The 18,466-nt window shown below is 69.9% G+C and carries 18 protein-coding genes; 11 read left to right on the plus strand and 7 right to left on the minus strand.

Features of this window, described 5'->3' with window-relative positions:
- Positions 1 to 15 precede the first annotated feature (15 nt).
- On the plus strand, positions 16 to 345 hold the full coding sequence (locus F9B98_RS05760) for an L-rhamnose mutarotase (RefSeq protein ID WP_225310236.1): 330 nt from the start codon (positions 16 to 18) through the stop codon (positions 343 to 345).
- Between the two features lies 1 nt (position 346).
- Here the strand turns inward: F9B98_RS05760 and F9B98_RS05765 are convergent, their stop codons facing one another.
- The 5 genes from F9B98_RS05765 to F9B98_RS05785 form a co-directional block, all read right to left on the minus strand.
- The gene (locus F9B98_RS05765; RefSeq protein WP_150954127.1) at positions 347 to 1,105 is read right to left on the minus strand and encodes a FadR/GntR family transcriptional regulator; all 759 of its coding nucleotides are present in this window, start codon (positions 1,103 to 1,105) and stop codon (positions 347 to 349) included.
- Between the two features lie 10 nt (positions 1,106 to 1,115).
- On the minus strand, positions 1,116 to 2,279 hold the full coding sequence (locus F9B98_RS05770) for a mandelate racemase/muconate lactonizing enzyme family protein (RefSeq protein WP_150954130.1): 1,164 nt from the start codon (positions 2,277 to 2,279) through the stop codon (positions 1,116 to 1,118).
- Between the two features lie 31 nt (positions 2,280 to 2,310).
- Complete coding sequence (locus F9B98_RS05775; RefSeq protein WP_144783526.1) at positions 2,311 to 3,201, minus strand: carbohydrate ABC transporter permease; 891 nt, start codon at positions 3,199 to 3,201, stop codon at positions 2,311 to 2,313.
- Positions 3,188 to 4,021 (minus strand): carbohydrate ABC transporter permease, encoded by an 834-nt coding sequence (locus F9B98_RS05780; RefSeq protein ID WP_225310237.1) that lies wholly within the window; start codon positions 4,019 to 4,021, stop codon positions 3,188 to 3,190. The genes F9B98_RS05775 and F9B98_RS05780 overlap by 14 nt, the downstream gene beginning before the upstream one ends.
- A gap of 113 nt (positions 4,022 to 4,134) precedes the next feature.
- The gene (locus tag F9B98_RS05785) at positions 4,135 to 5,502 is read right to left on the minus strand and encodes an ABC transporter substrate-binding protein (RefSeq protein ID WP_150954136.1); all 1,368 of its coding nucleotides are present in this window, start codon (positions 5,500 to 5,502) and stop codon (positions 4,135 to 4,137) included.
- A gap of 121 nt (positions 5,503 to 5,623) precedes the next feature.
- Between F9B98_RS05785 and F9B98_RS05790 the strand changes: the two genes are divergently transcribed.
- The 7 genes from F9B98_RS05790 to F9B98_RS05820 all read left to right on the plus strand — a co-directional run bounded on the left by F9B98_RS05790 (position 5,624) and on the right by F9B98_RS05820 (position 13,073).
- Positions 5,624 to 6,571: a sugar kinase gene (locus tag F9B98_RS05790; protein ID WP_150954139.1), complete on the plus strand. Its 948-nt coding sequence runs from the start codon at positions 5,624 to 5,626 to the stop codon at positions 6,569 to 6,571.
- Between the two features lie 53 nt (positions 6,572 to 6,624).
- On the plus strand, positions 6,625 to 7,350 hold the full coding sequence (locus F9B98_RS05795) for a Pr6Pr family membrane protein (protein ID WP_191966685.1): 726 nt from the start codon (positions 6,625 to 6,627) through the stop codon (positions 7,348 to 7,350).
- A gap of 31 nt (positions 7,351 to 7,381) precedes the next feature.
- Positions 7,382 to 8,059: a peptidylprolyl isomerase gene (locus F9B98_RS16105; RefSeq protein WP_318527701.1), complete on the plus strand. Its 678-nt coding sequence runs from the start codon at positions 7,382 to 7,384 to the stop codon at positions 8,057 to 8,059.
- Between the two features lie 80 nt (positions 8,060 to 8,139).
- Complete coding sequence (gene argG / locus F9B98_RS05805) at positions 8,140 to 9,582, plus strand: argininosuccinate synthase (protein WP_150954142.1); 1,443 nt, start codon at positions 8,140 to 8,142, stop codon at positions 9,580 to 9,582.
- 340 nt (positions 9,583 to 9,922) lie between these two features.
- The gene (locus F9B98_RS05810) at positions 9,923 to 10,528 is read left to right on the plus strand and encodes a TetR/AcrR family transcriptional regulator (RefSeq protein ID WP_150954145.1); all 606 of its coding nucleotides are present in this window, start codon (positions 9,923 to 9,925) and stop codon (positions 10,526 to 10,528) included.
- On the plus strand, positions 10,525 to 11,139 hold the full coding sequence (locus F9B98_RS05815) for a hypothetical protein (protein WP_150954149.1): 615 nt from the start codon (positions 10,525 to 10,527) through the stop codon (positions 11,137 to 11,139). Before F9B98_RS05810 ends, F9B98_RS05815 begins: the two co-directional genes overlap by 4 nt.
- The gene (locus F9B98_RS05820) at positions 11,136 to 13,073 is read left to right on the plus strand and encodes a YhgE/Pip domain-containing protein (RefSeq protein WP_150954153.1); all 1,938 of its coding nucleotides are present in this window, start codon (positions 11,136 to 11,138) and stop codon (positions 13,071 to 13,073) included. The genes F9B98_RS05815 and F9B98_RS05820 overlap by 4 nt, the downstream gene beginning before the upstream one ends.
- A gap of 104 nt (positions 13,074 to 13,177) precedes the next feature.
- Here F9B98_RS05820 and F9B98_RS05825 read toward each other — a convergent pair whose 3' ends face one another.
- Positions 13,178 to 14,617: a sensor histidine kinase gene (locus F9B98_RS05825; protein WP_225310238.1), complete on the minus strand. Its 1,440-nt coding sequence runs from the start codon at positions 14,615 to 14,617 to the stop codon at positions 13,178 to 13,180.
- Positions 14,617 to 15,339 (minus strand): response regulator transcription factor, encoded by a 723-nt coding sequence (locus tag F9B98_RS05830; RefSeq protein WP_318527702.1) that lies wholly within the window; start codon positions 15,337 to 15,339, stop codon positions 14,617 to 14,619. Before F9B98_RS05830 ends, F9B98_RS05825 begins: the two co-directional genes overlap by 1 nt.
- Positions 15,340 to 15,472: 133 nt before the next feature.
- On the opposite strand from F9B98_RS05830, the gene F9B98_RS05835 reads away from it, so the two are divergent.
- From F9B98_RS05835 to F9B98_RS05845, 3 genes are all read left to right on the plus strand, one after another.
- Positions 15,473 to 16,969: an ABC transporter permease gene (locus F9B98_RS05835; protein WP_150954161.1), complete on the plus strand. Its 1,497-nt coding sequence runs from the start codon at positions 15,473 to 15,475 to the stop codon at positions 16,967 to 16,969.
- Between the two features lie 33 nt (positions 16,970 to 17,002).
- On the plus strand, positions 17,003 to 17,704 hold the full coding sequence (locus F9B98_RS05840; protein WP_150954164.1) for an ABC transporter ATP-binding protein: 702 nt from the start codon (positions 17,003 to 17,005) through the stop codon (positions 17,702 to 17,704).
- 218 nt (positions 17,705 to 17,922) lie between these two features.
- Entirely contained in the window at positions 17,923 to 18,465 is a 543-nt protein-coding gene (locus F9B98_RS05845; RefSeq protein ID WP_150954167.1) for an SRPBCC family protein, read from the plus strand.
- Position 18,466 lies beyond the last annotated feature (1 nt).

Raw genomic sequence — 18,466 nt, forward strand, 5'->3', positions numbered from 1 at the left:
CGTAGTATGTCTGCTATGGCAAAGGTGCAGCGTTGCAGTTCGGTGATCGGTCTTCGCGAGTCGGCGATCGATGAGTACGAAAGACATCACCGAGAGGTGTGGCCCGAGGTCCTCGCCGCGATCTCGGCCGCCGGCATCCGGAACTACTCCATCTACCGATACGGCACCCTGCTGTTCTCGTACTGGGAATACGAGGGAGACGATTACGAGGGCGACCTCGCGGCGATCGATCAGGTTCCCGCGTGCGTGCGCTGGAACGATCTGATGGCGACGCTCCAGGTTCCCGTCGACGGAGCGCGGCCTCGAGCGTGGCTTCCGGTACCCGAGGTCTTCCACCTCGACTGACTCAGGGGTGGAGGTGGTGATCGCCGTCGGGGAGTCGGCGACGACGCCAGGAGCCGAGGATGTGCTCCTCCATCGCGACTCGAGCGGCGGTGGCGTCTCCCGCCTCCATAGCGGCGAAGACCCGCTCGTGCTCCGCCAGCGTGCGCTCGACAGCGTCTTCGGGGTTGTTCCCCTCCCAGCGGAGCGATTGCCGGGGTCGCACGAAGAACGAACGCGCGATGGTCGCCGCGATGCGGTTCCGGCTGGCGGACATCGTGGCGAGATGGAAGTCCTTATCGGCCTCGAGGAAAGCCGGGTTGTCGTCCTGCAGCCGACGCATGTCTTCGAGGTGACCGCGGATCACGAGCAGGGAATCCGCGTTCCCGCTGCTGGCGACTTCGCTCGCCATCACGCCCTCGAGGGCCGCCCGCACCACGCTCACCTCGTCGAGCACGCCCAGGGATTCGTCGTGCCGCACCAACGCGTCGAAGACATCGGGGTCGAGGACGTTCCAGTCGTTGAAGTGACGCACCTGGGTGCCGCGCCCCTGAGCCACGACGACCAGGCCCTTCTCCTGAATGCGCTTGATGCACTCGCGGATGACCGTGCGACTGACGCCGAATTCGTCGCAGAGCGCTTGCTCGGGGGGAAGGAACTCGCCCACCGCCACTGTGCCTGTGACGATCATCTCGACCATCTCTTCGAGAACACGCACGCCGATGCGATCGATCTGGCCCCGCTTCGGATTCGCAAGCTGCGCATCGAAGGGGGCGGAGGGCATGATGAGCACTTTACTCCGGCGCCGTCTCCCGGGGCGGGAGGCGCACACCCAGTTCCAGCCCCGCTCGACTGCTGCGCACGTGCGGCCCACCGGCCCCGCCCCACACGAAGTTCGTCGTCCCGTCGAGGACCGACGAGTCCAATGCGACTCCGCCACCGGGCCGGTCACCCAGGACCAGACCGCCGTCGGCAATCTCGAAGTCGACGCTCACGCCGTCCGGAACCCGCGGTGACGTCACCTCCGTGAGGAGATGGTTGGGCAGAGCCGTCGCGACACTCGCCACCGCGTAGTTGGACGTCATCCCGATGGGGCTCACCGGCAGATCACGCGCGTGGGCGGCGATCGCCACACGCAGTGCGTGCGTGACGCCCCACACCGCCGAAGACTGGACGATGTCGACCGCCTGCGCGTCGAAGAGCTGCCGATACTGCTCGAGCCCGGTGAGGTTCTCACCGGTCGCCACCGCCGGGGCGATGGTGTCGCGCAGACGACGCAGACCCTGGGCGTCCCATCGACGCAACGGCTCCTCGATCCACGAGAGCTCGACGGTCTCTTCGAGGTGCCGGATATACCGCACGGCCTGCGGCAGGTTCCACGATTCATTCGCGTCGAGCATGAGCAGCGGCTCATCGGTCGTCCGCCCCAGGATGTCGCGCACGAGGGCGAGACGGTCGGCGTCATGGGCGACGTCGCGCCCACCTTTGAGCTTCGCGGACGTGAAGCCGCGCTCGCTCATGTCGAGGTAGTAGGCGTCGAGCCCCTCTGAGGTCAGGGCGATGTCCAGCCCCGAGGCGTACCCCGGAACGAAACGGTCGCGCCCACCCAACAGACGCCAGAGAGGCTGGTCGGCCGCCTTCGCCTTGATGTCCCAGAAGGCCGAGTCGAGCGCGCCGATACCGCCGAAGACCGCCCCACCGTGACCGTTCTTGAACATGCGCGAGATCATCCGGTCGTACAGCGACGACGTCGCACGAGGATCCTCGCCCTCGACGGCCTCGAAGAGCTGGGGGATGCCGTCGTGCATACCCATTCCGATGCCCTCGATGCCTTCGTCGGTCTCGACGACGACGATCGGCAGAGCCGTCCGACCGGACTCGATGAAGCCGTTGACGTCGCCGACCGGGCGACCCCAGTCGAGGGTGGTGTTGATGAGCCGATAGCCGGTGATCTTCATGGCTGTGCTTCTTTCATCCCGCGCTGCGGGGTCATTCTTTGGTTCCGCCGGCCGTCATGCCCTCGACGAGGAACCTCTGCGAGAAGAGGAAGACGATGAGGATCGGGGCGACCGACACGAGAGTCGCCAGCGCCATGACGGGCAGGTCGAGCGTGACCGAGGCTGCGGAGGTCGGATTGAACAGGGGCACGTTCGACAGCAGCTCTGCGAGACCCACCTGGATGGGCGCTTTGCGGCCGGGCTCCATCACGAACGGCAGGAAGTAGTTGTTCCAGTTGCCGACGAGGTTGAAGAACCCCACGAGCGCGATCACGGGCGTCGCGAGCGGGAGCGCCACGGACCGGAACACGCGCAGCTCGCTGGCGCCGTCGATACGCGCCGCGTTGAGCAGATCTTTCGACACGCTCGTCGTGAAGTAGATGTACGTGAGGTACACCCCGAACGGGAAGAACGAGAACGGCAGGATGACGGCCCACGGCGTGCCGACGAGCTTGAGGGCGCTCATCTCGAGGAAGACCGGGAGGACGAGGGCGGTGTTCGGGATGAGCATGACGACGAGCGTCACGACGAGCAGAACCCCGCGCCCGCGGAACTTCGTCATGGCGAGGGCGTAGCCGGCGGGAATCGTCACCACGAGGGTGAGCACGAGCGCCACTCCCGTGTACAACGCGGCATTGCCGGTCCACTGCCAGATGACGCCGTTCTGGAACTCGGCGAGTCGCGCCCAGTTGTCGGCGATCGTGGCGAACGAGCCGAAGCTGAAGGGCGGCTGGCCCGTCAGTTCGGTGGAGGACTTGGTCGGGGCCAGCAGCAGCCACACGATCGGCAGGCCGAAGACCACCGCGAAGAAAAGGATGACGACGGTGACCAGCGACCGGCCCAGGAAACGGGCGGGGGTCACGGCGCGCTTAGTCGCGTTCAAAGAGTCCTCCTCGGAAGACGAAGAAGGCGGCGAGACCGGCCGCGACGACGAGCAGGAGCAGCGAGATGGCGGCCGAGCCGTTGAAGTCGTTCTGGCGGAAGGCGTAGAGGTAGGCGACCTGGTTCAGGGAGTAGTCGAGGCCGACGACCCCCTTGCTGGCCTGAGACAGCACCCGCGGCTCGACGAAGAGTTGGGTGCCCGCGGCGAGGGACATGACGGCCATGTAGGAGATCCACTTGCGCAGGAGCGGGATCTGGATGTGCCACGCGGTGGCGATCGGCCCGGCGCCGTCGATCCGCGCGGCTTCCATGACCTCCACGCTGATGTTGTTCAGCGCTCCGTACATGATCACGATCCAGCCGCCGGCGCCAGCCCAGAAGGCGATCACGGTGAACACGACGGGGAGGTTCCCCTCGTTGCCGACCACGTCGACGAAGGTGTTGAACCCTAGGGCGCGGAGCAAGCCGCTGACCGGGCTGACCGTCGGATCGAGCATGAACAACCACAGGAGCACGCTCGACGCCCCGGCGAGCGCGCCGGGGATGTAGAAGATGAACCGGGCGGCGGACGAGAGCCAGCGGACGCGAATCGCGTGCACGATGACCGCGAGGATCACCACGATGATCACGAGACTGGTGAGCCAGATGGCCACGAACGCGGCGACATGTCCGACCGCGGGGAGGAAGCGATAGTCGGCGACGACGCGCTGGAAGTTCTCGAACCACACGAACGCGCCGTCGCGGGTGAAGGCGAGGAAGGCGGCGTACAGGGTCGGGAAGACCCCGAACGCCAGGAGAAGGAGGACGTAGCCACCGATCATCAGGTAGGCAAACGTCGATTGGGCTCGACGTAGGGAGAGCATGGTCACTTCCGTTCGGGTGAGGGCTGGCCGCAGCGCGGTTCGACTGCGGCCAGCCCGAGGGAGGAGGGCGCTTACTTAGCGACCGTGTAGCCCTGCACCTGCGCCTGATTGTCCATTTCCGTCTGCCAGGCGTCGGTCACACTCGCGACCGTCTTACCCGCGGTGATGGCCGGAAGAACGACCTTCGAGAAGGCAGCCTCGATGCTGAAGCTCGGGTAGCCCCAGCCCTGCCACACCGACGATGCCGCCCCGGAGATGTTCTTCTGGAAGTCGCCGACGTAGAAGTTGCTCGCCGCCTGCTCCTTCAGCCATGCGTCGGCGGCGGACTGATAGGCCGGCAGACCTGCCGCGAGCTTCACCGCGTCGTCGGAGCTGGTCACGAAGGTGAGGAACTTCTTGACGGCGTCGAGGTTCTTCGAGTGGCTCGAGCCATACCACACACCACCACCGACGTTGCCGGTGACCTTGTCTCCGTCCGACCAGCTCAGAGCCTGTCCCACGCCGACGGTGCCGGCCGTGTAGTTCAGGCTCTTGTCGTTCTGGAACAGCGCGCCCGAGTACCAGGCCGGGCCGGGGATGCCGAGCAGCTTGTCCTTGTACTTCGTGACGAAGTCGGTGCCGAAGACGCTGTCGGTGACCAGGGTCTTGTTGGCGAGCATGTGGTCGATGAGGTCGGTGACCTTCTCGGAGTTCGGGTCGGCGAAGTTCGACGTGAAGGTGTCGCCGGAGACCTCGAAGATCGGGGCCTCACCACCCCAGTAGTAGACGTACGGCGCTTGGAACGAGTCGCCCACCGAACCGAGGATGTAGCCGGGGTGCTCGGCGGCGACCTTGTCGCTGAGCGTCTTGTAGTCCTCCCACGTGGTGGGGATGGTGTAGCCGAACTGGTCGAAGAGGGCCTTGTTGTACCAGAACACCACCGGGGCGAGGTCGTTGCGCAGGCCGTAGACGGTGTCGTCGACCGTCATCGGGCCGAGTGCGCCCTTGGTGAAGCCGTCGAGGAAGCTCTGGTCCATCAGACCCTTGTTGAGGGGAGCGGCGAACGCTTGGACGCCGTTGTTCTCCTTCGAGGCCCAGGACGTGTCGTTCTGCTGGCTGGAGAAGACCACGTCGGGCCACCCTTCGCCGGACTGGTCGAAGAGCGCGACCTTCTGCTGGAACGATCCGGAGCCGCCCGAGCCTCCGTCATAGGTCTCGATGTTGAGCTTGACGTCGGGATTCGCCGTTTCGAAGGCTTTCGCGATGGGCTCACGCGAAGAGTCGACCCAGACCGTGATGGCGCTGGACGGGTCCTGCTCGGCGGCGGTGAAGCCGTACTGGGTATCGGCATCGCCCCCGCTCGAGGCCGGGCTGCACGCGCTGAGCGCGAGGGCGGAAACGACGGCGAGACCGCCGGCGAGGGCGAGGCGGCGGCGAGCGCCGGGGAAGTGCTGCGGCATTGCAAAGCTCCTGTCTTCTTCGACGAGGTCGGGTGACCGTACGCTAGCATAGAACATACGTCATATGTTTGAGCAAGACGTGAACATCACGAACGTGCAACGACGATCACGAGGGAGTGAGATGGCATCCGTACTGACATTCGGCGAGACCATGGGGTTGATCCGTGGCGAGGACCTCGGCGGGTGGGAGAACGTCTCGCGGGCGACCGTGGGCATCGGGGGCGCCGACAGCAACGTGGCGATCGGTCTGCGGAGGCTCGGGGTCGACGTGACGTGGATCGGACGCGTCGGCGATGATGCGCTCGGTCGACGCATCGAGCGTGAGATCCGCGGCGAAGGTGTGTGTACTCGGGCCATCGTCGACGGCACCCGGGCCACGGGCCTCATGCTCAAAGAACGACGGACACCCGCGCACAGCCGTGTGACGTTCTACCGTGGCGGAAGTGCCGGCAGCGCCCTCGCGCCGAGTGACGTGGGCGATGACGAGATCGCTGCGGCCTCGGTCGTGCTGGTAAACGGCGTGACGGCGTCGCTCTCGGACTCGGCTCGCGCGGCCGCCCTGTCGGTGGTCGCCCGCGCGAGGGCGAACGGTGTCACCGTGGCCTTCGACGTGAACCACCGACCGTCCTTATGGGCCGGACGCGACCCGCGTGGACTGTACCTCGACCTCGCTCGAGCGAGTGATCTCGTCTTCGCCGGCGACGACGAAGCACGACTCCTGCTCGGGAACGACGAGCAGGACGCCCTGTCGCTCTCCGCCGAGATGCTCGCGCTCGGACCCTCGCAGGTGGTGGTCAAGAGTGGGGCCGCCGGCGCTCTCGCCCGGGAGGGCGAGGCGGTCGCGACCTCTCCCGCCGTGCGGATCGATCCCGTCGACACCGTCGGCGCGGGCGATGCGTTCGTCGCGGGGTACCTCGCGGCCCTCCTCGACGGCTCGCCTCTCGCCGAACGCGTCTCGCTGGGCGTGCGCTGCGGCGCTTTCGCGTGCCTCGGGCCGGGCGATTGGGAGAGCCTGCCCCGACGAGCCGATCTGGCGCTGCTGAGCGGAGCGGACCCCGTCGAGCGCTGAGCCGCCCGCCGCAACCCCGGACCCCGCGTTCGCTCCCTCACTAGCCTGGGGCGATGCAGAGATCGCGGGGATGGGCGAGCGGGTGGAACGCGGCGCGGGTGGCGATCGCCGTGCTGATCCTCGTCGCGGTGGGAGCGCAGTTCTCGTCGTCGGTGGCCGAGGCGGTGGCGCGCGACCGCGACGTGGCGACCGTGACCGCGAACTTCTTCAGCTTCTTCACGATCCTCTCCAACGTCTCGTCGGCGGTCGTCCTGGTGCTTCTGGGCGTGCGGTTCTTCGCGCGCGGCCGACGGCTCGAGGGCGATCCGCCCTCTCTCGCGACGGCCCTCGCGTTCGTGTCGACGTACATGATCGTCACGGGCGTCGTCTACAACCTGCTGCTGCGCGGCATCCCCCTCCAGCCCGAGACCGTGCCCTGGTCGAACGAGGTCATGCACATCTGGGGTCCGCTCTTCCTGCTGCTCGACGTTCTGCTCGGGCCGACGCGACGCCGCTTGCCGTGGTCTGCGGCGTTCGCCGCGGCGATCTTCCCCGTCGTGTGGATCGTCTACACGCTCCTGCGCGCGCCCCTGATCACGAACCCGACGACCGGGGCGCCGTTCTGGTACCCGTACCCCTTCCTCGATCCGAACACCGGCGGGTGGGGCAGCGTCGCGGTGTACATCGTCGTCATCGCCGTCGCCATCATCGCCCTCGCGGTCGGTGTCGTCGCGATCGGTCGGGCCCGTGGCATCCGGATGCCGATCGACCCGGCGCACGCGGAGCCGTCCCTGTCCTGACGGGCACAGGTCGACGTTCTACCCTGGACGCGTGCGCACTCGACTGATGTCTGCGGCCCTCGCCGCTTCCGCCCTGCTTTTGCTCGCCGGCTGCGCCGGAGGCACCACGTCCGCACCCGCTTCGGCGGAGAGCGCGTCGAGCTCGAGCGCCGCCTCGGGCGAGTGCTCCTACCCCACCTCCGGGCAGCCCTCCGTCGACGTCACCCCGCCGGCCGCGGGCACCGAGCGCCCCACGGGCAACGTCGAAGCGACGCTCGAGACCTCCGCCGGGGCGATCCCGATCACGCTGAACGGCGAGCGCACGCCCTGCACGGTCGAGAGCTTCGTCTCCCTCGCCCAGCAGCAGTACTTCACCAACACCGAGTGCCACCGCCTGACCACGTCGGGCATCTTCGTGCTGCAGTGCGGCGACCCGACCGGAACGGGACGCGGCGGCCCGGGCTACCGCTTCGACGACGAGCTCGACGGTAGCGAGACCTACCCGGCCGGCACCGTCGCGATGGCGAATGCGGGTCCCGGGACCAACGGGTCGCAGTTCTTCCTCGTCTACGCCGACACGAAGCTGCAGCCGAACTACACGGTCTTCGGCACCATGTCGCCGGAGGGTCTCGAGGTCGTGAAGAAGATCGCCGCGGCGGGCACGGCCGGCGGCGCGGCCGACGGCGCTCCCGCGACCCCCGTCACCATCACCGGCGTGACGATCGGCTGACGCTCCTCCCCATCGCTTCGGGGCGCCCGATCCTCCCCCGGAGTCGGGGCTCGGCATCCCTCCGCCCTAGAATCGAGGGCATGTCCAAGGTCTTGCAGTCCCTTCCCGTCGGCGAGCGCGTCGGCATCGCCTTCTCGGGTGGTCTCGACACCTCGGTGGCCGTCGCGTGGATGCGCGACAAGGGCGCCGTCCCCTGCACCTACACCGGTGACCTGGGTCAGTACGACGAAGACGACATCGCGTCGATCCCCGGCCGTGCCACCCAGTACGGCGCCGAGGTCTCGCGCCTGGTCGACTGCAAGACGGCGCTCGTCGAAGAGGGCTTCGTCGCCCTCGCCTGCGGCGCGTTCCACATCCGCTCGGGCGGCCGCACGTACTTCAACACCACGCCGCTCGGTCGCGCGGTCACCGGCACCCTGCTCGTGCGCGCGATGAAAGAAGACGGTGTCGACATCTGGGGCGACGGCTCCACCTACAAGGGCAACGACATCGAGCGGTTCTATCGCTACGGCCTGCTCGCCAACCCGGCGCTGCGGATCTACAAGCCCTGGCTCGACGCCGACTTCGTCACCGAGCTGGGCGGGCGCAAAGAGATGAGCGAGTGGCTCGTCGCGCACGACTTCCCCTACCGCGACAGCGTCGAGAAGGCTTATTCGACGGATGCCAACATCTGGGGCGCCACGCACGAGGCCAAGACCCTCGAGCACCTCGACGTCTCGCTCGAGGTCGTCGAGCCCATCATGGGCGTGCGCTTCTGGGACCCCGAGGTCGAGATCGAGACCGAAGACGTCACCGTCGAGTTCGAGGCCGGTCGCCCCGTCGCCATCAACGGCACGCGCTTCGCCGACCCGGTCGAGCTCGTCCGCGAGGTCAACGCCATCGGCGGTCGCCACGGCCTGGGCATGAGCGATCAGATCGAGAACCGCATCATCGAGGCGAAATCGCGCGGTGTGTACGAGGCCCCCGGCATGGCGCTGCTGTTCCTCACCTACGAGCGCCTCGTGAACAGCATCCTCAACGAAGACACCCTCGCCACGTACCACGAGCAGGGTCGCCGCCTCGGTCGCCTCATGTACGAGGGCCGCTGGCTCGAGCCGCAGTCGCTGATGCTGCGCGAGTCGATCCAGAAGTGGGTCGGGTCGACCATCACCGGGTCGGTCACCGTGCGCCTGCGCCGTGGTGAGGACTACACGATCCTGAACACCGTGGCATCCGGAATGTCGTACTCGCCCGAGAAGCTCTCGATGGAGCGCGTGGGCGACGCCGCCTTCGGCCCGGTCGACCGCATCGGCCAGCTCACCATGCGCAACCTCGACATCGCCGACTCGCGCGCCCGCCTCGAGCAGTACGCCGCGATGGGCCTGCTCGGCGGACCGACCGGCGAGCTCGTCGGCGACGTCGCCGCCGGCGGCGCGCAGGACATCATCGAGTCGGCTGCTCCGCTCGACGCCGCCGAAGAGCGCCTCGCCGACGCGACCGACGCCGCGGGCGAGGGTGCCGCGTTCGACGCCGGCACCGACTGACCGATCCTTCCACGAGAGCCCGCGGCGCCCCTCCGGCCCCGCGGGCTCTCGTCGTCGCACGGCGCACCCGCCCCGCACCCCCCTCTCCCGCGCCCTTCTCCCCCTCGCCCTTCTCCCGCGCTCCGCGCGCGCGAGTCGCCACTTTCTGTCGCTTGCCGCGGTCTCAAAGCGACGATTCTTGGCGACTCGCGCGGTGGGGCAGCCCGTGCGCGTGAGGGGGCAGAAAGTGTCGCCCAGGCCGCGTCTGGGCGACAGAAACTGACCCCTCACGCGGGAGGGCGCCGACGCAAGGACAGGAAGTTGCACACGGGCGTGCACTTTCGGCGTACACTGGTCGTCCGTGAGCACTCCCACCCGCCGCGACGCCGTCGAGAACCGCGCCGGCATCCTCGACGCCGCCACCGCGGCCATCGGCCACGACCCGCGCGCCTCGATCGACACGATCGCCCGCCGGGCCGGCCTCTCGCGACGCGCCCTGTACGGCCACTTCGACGACCGCAACGCCATCGTGCGCGAGGTCATCGCCGCCGGCGCCGTGCGCTTCAACGCCATCGCCGATCGCGTCGACGACGCCGACTCGCGCGTGGCGCTCGCCCGCCTGGCATCCGAACTCTGGCGCGAAGCCGCCCACGTGCAGGCCGCCGCCGCGCTCGCCCTCGACGACGCCCACCTCGCCGAGACCTCCGACGCCCTGGCCCCCCTTCGCCGCCGCATCGACCAGATCGTGCGCCGCGGGCAGGACGCCGATGAACTGCGGACTGACCTGCCCGCCCCGACCCTCGCTCGCCTGCTCGAAGAGACGGGCCGCATGGTCGTCTCTCGGGTGGATGCCGGCTCCTCGACGGCCCGCTCGATCGCCGTGTGCGCGGTTCTGAGCATCGCCGGTCTGTCGTGGACCGAGGCGCGCGCCCTGCTCGAACAGCACCCCGACCTGGAGGCGCAGTGAGAATCGTCCTGAACGCCGTCGCCAAGGGCCGCGCGCAGAGCGCCCTGCCCGAGACCTCGACCGCGTACGAGACCGGCAGCGCGACCCTGGTCGTCGCCGAGACCGAGCAGCGTCCCACGGTGCTGGGCCTGGTGGCATCCGGTCGCATGAAGGTCGACAGCGGAACGGTCACGATCGACGGCCGCGCCGACGCGTCGGCCATTCGTCGCCGCGTCGCGCTCGTCGACGCCCCCGTGGTGTCGGAGCCCGAGCCGAATGTCACCGTCACCGGCGTCGTCGCCGAAGAGCTGATGTTCGCCGGGCACGCGCCGAATCCGTTCGCGGCGGCGCGTTGGCTCGAAGGTATCGGGCTGGAGTCGCTCGCCCCCATGGCGATCGGCAACGTCGAGCCCGCGGCCCGCGTGCGTCTGCTGCTCGAGCTCGCGGCGCTGCGCACCGACGTCGAGGGACTCGTTCTGGTCGCCCCCGACCGCCACGGCGGCGAGCCGCTCGCCTGGTGGCGGATCGCGCGGGAGTTCGCCGAGCGCGGGTATGCCGTGCTCGTGGTCGCGGGGCACGCCTCGAAGTCCGCGATCGACGCCCTCGACGAGACGGTGGAGGCCGCCCGATGAAGATCCCGCAGATGATCGCGGCGGAGCTGCGCCGCCTCACCTCGACGCGCATGTCGGTGATCGCCCTCATCGCGCTGCTCGCCGTGCCCATCCTGTACGGCGGCCTGTACCTCTGGGCCAACCAGGACCCCTACGGCAACCTCTCGAACGTCCCCGTCGCCCTCGTGGTCGACGACCGCGGCGCCGACGTCAACGGCCAGCAGCGCAACCTCGGCGACGAGGCCGCCGAGCAGCTGCTCGACAGCGACACCTTCGAGTGGCACCGCGTCTCGTCCGACCAGGCCGACGCCGGTCTGCAGGCGGGCGACTTCGACTTCGTCGTCACCCTTCCGGCCGACTTCACCGAAGCCGTCGCCTCCCTGTCGAGCTCGACGCCGCGCCAAGCCGACATCGAGTTGCGCACGAACGACGCCAACAACTACCTCGCCTCCACGATCGGCTCGCAGGCCGTGGCCCGCATCCAGTCGTCGGTGGCCAAGAAGGTCGTCGACGAGGCGGGTCTGTCTCTGCTCGACGCCCTGAACGCCATCCGCGTCAAGCTCGTGGATGCCACGAACGGAGCGACCCAGCTCGTCGACGGTCTCGCGAGCGCGAAGAGCGGATCGTCGCAACTCGCGACCGGCTCGACCACGCTCGCCGACGGCGCCGCGACACTGGCCGACGGCAACGCGCAGCTCTCCGCCGGTGCTAACCAGCTGCGCGACGGCACCGCGCAGCTCCGCGACGGCTCCGCCCGCGTGGCCGAGGGCGCCCAGCAGGTCGCCGGGGGCGTCGACCGCCTCGATACGGTGGCTCGACAGGTCGGTTCCGTCGCGGGTGAGGCCGCCGCTCAGCTGCCCCAGGCGCGCACCGACATCGCGAAGGCCCTTGCCGACGCGGGTCTCGACCAGGCCCGCATCGACCAGATCCTCTCGCGCCTCGACCCCGTCGGCGATCGCCTCACGGCCGCCAACGGCCGCGTGCAGGACACCGTGAACCAGATCAACCAGCTCGACGACGGCGCCCGGCAGGTCGCTTCGGGTAGCGCCGCCCTGGCCAGCGGCGCCGCCAGCGCCGCCGACGGTGCGTCGAGCCTGGCGGAAGGCGCCGCGACCGCGGCATCCGGGGCCTCCCAACTCCGCGACGGATCCGCCCAGCTCCGTGACGGCGCGACCCAGCTCGACGGCGGCATCGCGCAGCTCTCGGCCGGTGCGACGCAACTGCGCGACGGCCTCGCCGCGGGCGTGAACCAGATCCCCGACTCCGACCAGGCGACCCGGCAGGCGCAGGCCGCAGCCATCTCCGACCCCGTCGCGGTCGGCTCGACCTCGGTCACCAAAGCCCAGAATTACGGCGCGGGACTGGCCCCGTTCTTCGCGGCCCTGGCCGGATGGATCGGCATCTACGCGCTGTTCCTCATCGTCAAGCCGGTGTCGAAGCGTGCGGTGACGGCGCTGCGCTCGCCCGTCCGCGTCGCCCTCGCCGGGTGGCTGACCCCCGCGGGGCTCGGCGCGCTGCAGATGGTGGGGCTGTTCACGGTCCTCGCCTTCGCCCTGCAGTTCTCGTTCGCGAATCCGTGGGCGGCCCTCGGCATCCTGCTGTTCGCGTCGGCGACCTATGCGGCGATCGTGCTCGCGCTGAACGTCTGGCTCGGGTCGGTGGGTCAGTTCCTCGGCCTCGTGCTGATGGTGCTGCAGCTGGTCACCGCGGGCGGCACGTTCCCGTGGCAGACCCTGCCCGGGCCCCTCGCGGCGCTGCACCACGTGCTGCCGATGGGATACGTCGTGGATGCCATGCGGCAGGTCATGTACGGCGGCGACGTGGGCCGCGTCGGCCAGGACCTGATCGTGCTCGGCGCGTGGATGCTCGGCGGGGTCCTGGTCGCGGCGATCGGGGTGACACGCATGACGCACCACCGCACCCTGCGCGACCTGCAGCCGAGCCTGATCGGCTGACGCGGCCTTTCCTCTTCGCGTGAGGCGCCAGAATCTGTCGCTTGGGAGCGCCCCCAAGCGACAATTCCTGGCGCCTCACGCGGGGGTTCGGGGGGTGCCGGGGCTCAGGCGGGCAGGCGCACCTCGAACACCGTCCGGCCAGGCCGACTCTGCACCGAGATCGAGCCGCCGTGCGCCGCGGTGATCGCCTGCGCGATCGAGAGCCCCAGGCCCGTACTTCCGGCATCGCGGTTGCGGGAGTCGTCGCCCCGGGCGAAGCGGTCGAAGAGCCGCTCGGCGACCCCCGGGTCGATCCCCGGGCCGGTGTCGGTCACCCGCAGCACGGCCTCGCCGCCGTCGCGCGCGAGCGAGAGCGTCACGGTCGTGCCGGCCGGCGTGTGCGTCTGCGCGTTGCGCAGCAGGTTCGCGACCACCTGGCGCAGGCGATTCTCGTCGCCCGTGACCGAGATGAGGTCGTCCGAGACGTCCAGGCGCCACTCGTGCGTCGCATCCGCCGCCTGCGCGTCGCTCACGGCGTCGACGGCGAGCAGCGTCAGCTCGACCTCGTCGCGGCGCAGGGGCTGGCCGGCATCCAGTCTCGCCAAGAGCAGGAGATCATCGACGAGGGATGCCATGCGCCGGGCTTCCGACTCGATCCGATCGAACGAGCGGGCCTGGGTCGGCGTCATCGGGGCGTCCTCGCCGAGCGAGAGCTGGGCGTAGCCGCGGATGCTCGCCAGGGGCGTGCGCAGCTCGTGGCTCGCGTCGGCGATGAAGCGCCGGAGCTGGTCTTCGCTGTGCTGCCGCGCCTCGAGCGAGGCCTGCACGTGCCCGAGCAGGTCGTTGAGCGAGGAGCCGACCCGGCCCACCTCGGTGTCGACGCGGGTGTCGACCGCGGCGACGCGATCGGGGATCTCGACGGTCCCCGCGCTGAGCGACAGGGTCGAGACGCGCTGCGCGACCGCGGCGACCCGATCGAGCGGGCGCAGGCTCCGGCGCACGAAGAGCGAAAGGCTCAGCACGGCGACGAGCAGGGTCGCGGCCGACACCGAGACCAGGATCGCGGTCAGCGCCGACGTGGTCTCGGTCACCTCGGCCTGCGAGTTCCCGGCGACGACCGTGACGCCGTCGCTCTCGGCCGCCGCGACGCGGAACTCACCCAGGTCACCGCCGAGATCCACGGTCGTGGGCGTGCGGTCGGTGGGAACCGACGAGCGCAGCAGGGCGATCTGCTCGTCGGTCAGCTCGACCTCCGTGCCGTCGCTGCGCGTGTAGCCCGAGAGTTGCGCCGAGCCGTCGGCGTCGATCACCGCCTGCAGGGTGCCGATGCGCGGCGCCGGGTTGTCGGCATCCCGTTCCGGAGGACGCCGCGCCCCGAAGGGCGCGGCCGATCCTTCGCGTCCGACCATGAACGACAGCCCCTCGCTCACCTGCTGATCGAGGCGTTCCAGCGTGAACGAGCGCAGCGCGATCACCGTGGCCAGGCCCATCACCAGGAAGGCCACCGCGACGAGCACGCTCGTTCCCACGACGAGGGTGCGCCGCAGCGTCCAGCGACCGCGCATCAGACGGTCTTGATCGAGTACCCCACACCGCGCACGGTGTGGATGAGCGGGTCCCCGAGGGTGTCGATCTTCTTGCGCAGGTACGAGATGTAGATCTCGACGACACTGCCGTTGCCGCCGAAGTCGTAGCTCCACACCTGGTCGAGGATCTGCGCCTTGCTGAGCACGCGTCGCGGGTTCTGCATGAGGTAGCGCAGCAGCTCGAACTCCTTCGCGGTGAGCTTGATCGGGATGCCGCCGCGCTCGACCTCGTAGGACTCCTCGTCGAGCGTGAGGTCGCCCACGCGCAGCCGCGGATCGGCGTCGGCGACCGCGGCGACGTGACGGCGGGCCATCCCCCGCAGCCGCACGACGACCTCCTCGAGGTTGAAGGGTTTGGTGACGTAGTCGTCGGCCCCTGCCGAGATACCGGCGATCCGATCCTCGACGGCGTCCTTCGCCGTGAGGAAGAGCACGGGCGCGTCGTTGCCCGCGGCGCGGATGCGCGTCAGCAGCTCCATGCCGTCGAGCCCCGGCATCATGATGTCGAGCACGAGCAGATCGGGACCGAACTCCCGGATCTCGGCGAGCGCCTGCTGCCCGTTCGCGGCGGTTCGGGCATCCCACCCCTCGTTCTCGAGGGCCATGCGCAACAGATCGCTCAGGTTGGCCTCGTCGTCGACGATGAGCGCCCGGACGGGTGAGCCGTCGGGGCGGGTGAGGGGCTGGGGGCGGGATGCCATGACAGCCAGCATGCACGCTCGACCACGTCCGCGTCACCCGGCATACCTCCTTCATAGAAACGGTGAGGGAGCGGTGAGGGTGGCGTTCCTACGGTCGAGCAGACGGCCGCACCCCGCGTCCGGAAGGAGAAGCATGTACGGCACCTACCTGCGGCGCGAACTCGCCGGCCGCACCAAACAGACCGTGATCGTCGCGGTCGGACTCGCGATCGCCATCGCGCTCGTGATCGTCGTCAACGCCCTCTCGGCGGGCGTCCGCGACGCCCAGTCGCAGGCGCTGGCGTCGGTGTACGGCGTCGGCACCGACCTCACCGTCACGGGCGCGCAGAGCGAGCCGGGCCAGGGCGGCGGCTCGCGCTTCGACTTCGGCGCCGGCGAGGGCGCCAGCGCCGACGGCACGACCACGCTCAGCCAGTCGCGGCTCATGACCGACATGCGCCGCGGCACGCTCGACGCCTCGACCGTCTCCACGGTGTCGGGCCTCGACGGGGTGTCGGCCGCCACCGGGGCGCTCGCCCTGACGAACACGACCTTCTCGGGTCAGGTGCCCGACCGCAGCGCCCAGTCGGGTACGGAATCCGGCCAGGCGCCGGGGCAGGGCACGTCCGGCATGGGCGAGGCTCCCGCGGGAGGACCCGGTGGCGACGGGGGAAGCGCCTTCGGCGTGGATTCCTTCAGCGTGCTGGGCGTCGACCCGGCGGCATCCATCGGCCCCCTCTCCTCCGTCACGGTGACCCAGGGCCGCGCGCTCACCTCGGCCGACGCGGGAACCGACGTCGCGGTCGTCGACGCCACCTATGCGACCAGCGCGGGACTCGCGGTCGGCGGCACGGTCGAGGTCGCGGGTACGGCGATGCAGGTCGTGGGGATCGTCGCCTCGACCTCGGCCGACGCCGACACCGCGGCGAACGTCTACCTCCCCCTCGACGTCGCGCAGACCCTCGCCGGGACCGGTGACGTCGTGTCGACGGTGTACGTGCAGGCCTCGTCGGCGGATGCCATCGGCGCGGTGCAGAGCGAGGTCTCGGCCGCGCTTCCCGAGGCCACCGTCAGCTCGCAGTCGGAGCTCGCCTCGACCGTCTCGGGGTCGCTGTCGAGCGCGTCGTCCTTGATCTCGAACCTCGGCACCTGGCTCTCGGCCGTCGTGCTGCTGGTCGCCCTCGCCCTGGCCGTGCTTTTCACCATCTCGGGCGTGGCCCGACGGACCCGCGAGTTCGGAACCCTCAAGGCGATCGGATGGTCGAACGGGCGCATCGTGCGGCAGGTCGCCGGAGAGTCGCTCGTGCAGGGGCTCCTCGGCGGGGCCGCGGGGCTGCTGCTCGGACTCGGCGGCATCCTGCTCATCAACGTCATCGCCCCGACGATCTCGGTCGGTTCCGGCACGACGGGAACCGGCTCGGGTGGCCCGGGCGGTTTCGGGGGCACGGGCGGTCCGGGTGCCGGCGGACCCGGCGGCTTCGGGCAGGCCGCGGCGCAGGCCACCGACATCGTGCTCAGCGCCCCCGTCACCCCGGTCGTGGTTGTCGCGGCGGTCGGGATCGCCGTCCTCGGCGGCGTCCTCGCGGGAGCCTTCGGGGGCTGGCGCGCCGCTCGTCTCAGTCCCGCCGCCGCCCTCCGGTCCGTCGCGTGAGCGGCATCCCCCACTTCTTCGAAGGAGAACACCATGACCACTCTGATCGCCACCACGACCGCATACAGCCTCAGCGGCGTGACCCGCACCTACCGGCAGCGTGATCGCACCGTGCAGGCCCTCGCCGGCGTCGACCTCGACATCGCCGCGGGCGACTTCGTCACCATCCAGGGCCCGACCGGCGGCGGCAAGTCGACGCTGCTGCAGATGCTCGGCGCCCTCGACCGCCCCTCGAGCGGATCGGTCTTCCTGGGCGAGGTGGACATCGCCCGAGCCTCGAACGCGGAGCTGGCGAAGCTGCGCGCCGAGGCGATCGGGTTCGTGTTCCAGGGCTTCAACCTCATTCCGACCCTGACTGCCGCCGAGAACGTCGACATGGGCCTCGAACCCCTCGGCCTCGACCGCGACGAGCGCCGTCGCCGCGTGACCGAGGCGTTGACCCGCGTGGGGCTCGCCGACCGCGCCGATCACCGCCCCGGCGAGCTCTCGGGAGGCCAGCAGCAGCGCGTCGCGATCGCGCGGGCGGTCGCCAAGCAACCGCGCGTGCTGCTCGCCGACGAACCGACGGGCAACCTCGACGAGCGCATGCGCGACGAGATCCTCGACGTGCTCGCGGAACTCAACGCCGAGGGACTGACCCTGGTCGTCGTGACCCACGACTCCGCCGTCGCCCGCCGCGCGCGCCGCCGCCTGCGCCTCGCCCAGGGCACGGTGACCGACATCACCCGCGGCTGAGCGGGCGCCAACAAGCGCTCGCTCCCGCCCGCCCAGGCCGCGCCCCCCCGCGCGCGCCTGGGCGCCACGCGCGTGAGGGGTCGGTTCCTGTCGCCTGGAGCACCTCCCAGGCGACAGGAACTGACCCCTCACGCGAGGAGGAGGGGCGGTGCGTCAAGGGGCGCGGGCGGGATCGCGGCGGCGGAATAGGGTCGAGGCACGCCGACCGAGGGGATGCCATGCCCGCCCGCAACACACGCGTGATGCGCTGCACGCCCGACGATCTGTTCGCCGTGCTCTCCGACGGCTGGCTCTACCCCGTCTGGGTCGTGGGCGCGGCGCGCATGCGCGACGTCGACGAGCAGTGGCCGCGCGAGGGATCGCGCATCCACCACTCGCTGGGGGTCTGGCCCGTGATGATCCATGACGAGACCGAGATCGTCCAGTGGGATCCCCCGCGCCGACTGCGTCTCAGGCCGGAGGCCGGCATCCTGGGCCGTGGGGTGATCCGCATCGACGCCCGCCCGTACGGCGACGGCACCGCGGTGACGATCGTCGAAGAGCCCGTTTCGGGCGCCGCGTCTCTGCTGCCCCGCCTGCTGTGGAAGCCGCTGCTCGTCGCGCGCAACCACGAGTGCCTGAACCGTCTCGCGTTCCTGGCCGAGGGCCGGCGCGAAGAGCGGGAGGCGCGCGAACTCGACCACCGCACCGAGACGCCCGACCCCGCCGAGGGCACCCCCTCGCCGCAGGCGCGCGAAGACGTGCGCGAAGCGGGGGTCTGAG

Origin of the sequence: Microbacterium testaceum StLB037, assembly GCF_008763945.1 — a bacterium.
Classification (GTDB): domain Bacteria; phylum Actinomycetota; class Actinomycetes; order Actinomycetales; family Microbacteriaceae; genus Microbacterium; species Microbacterium testaceum_G.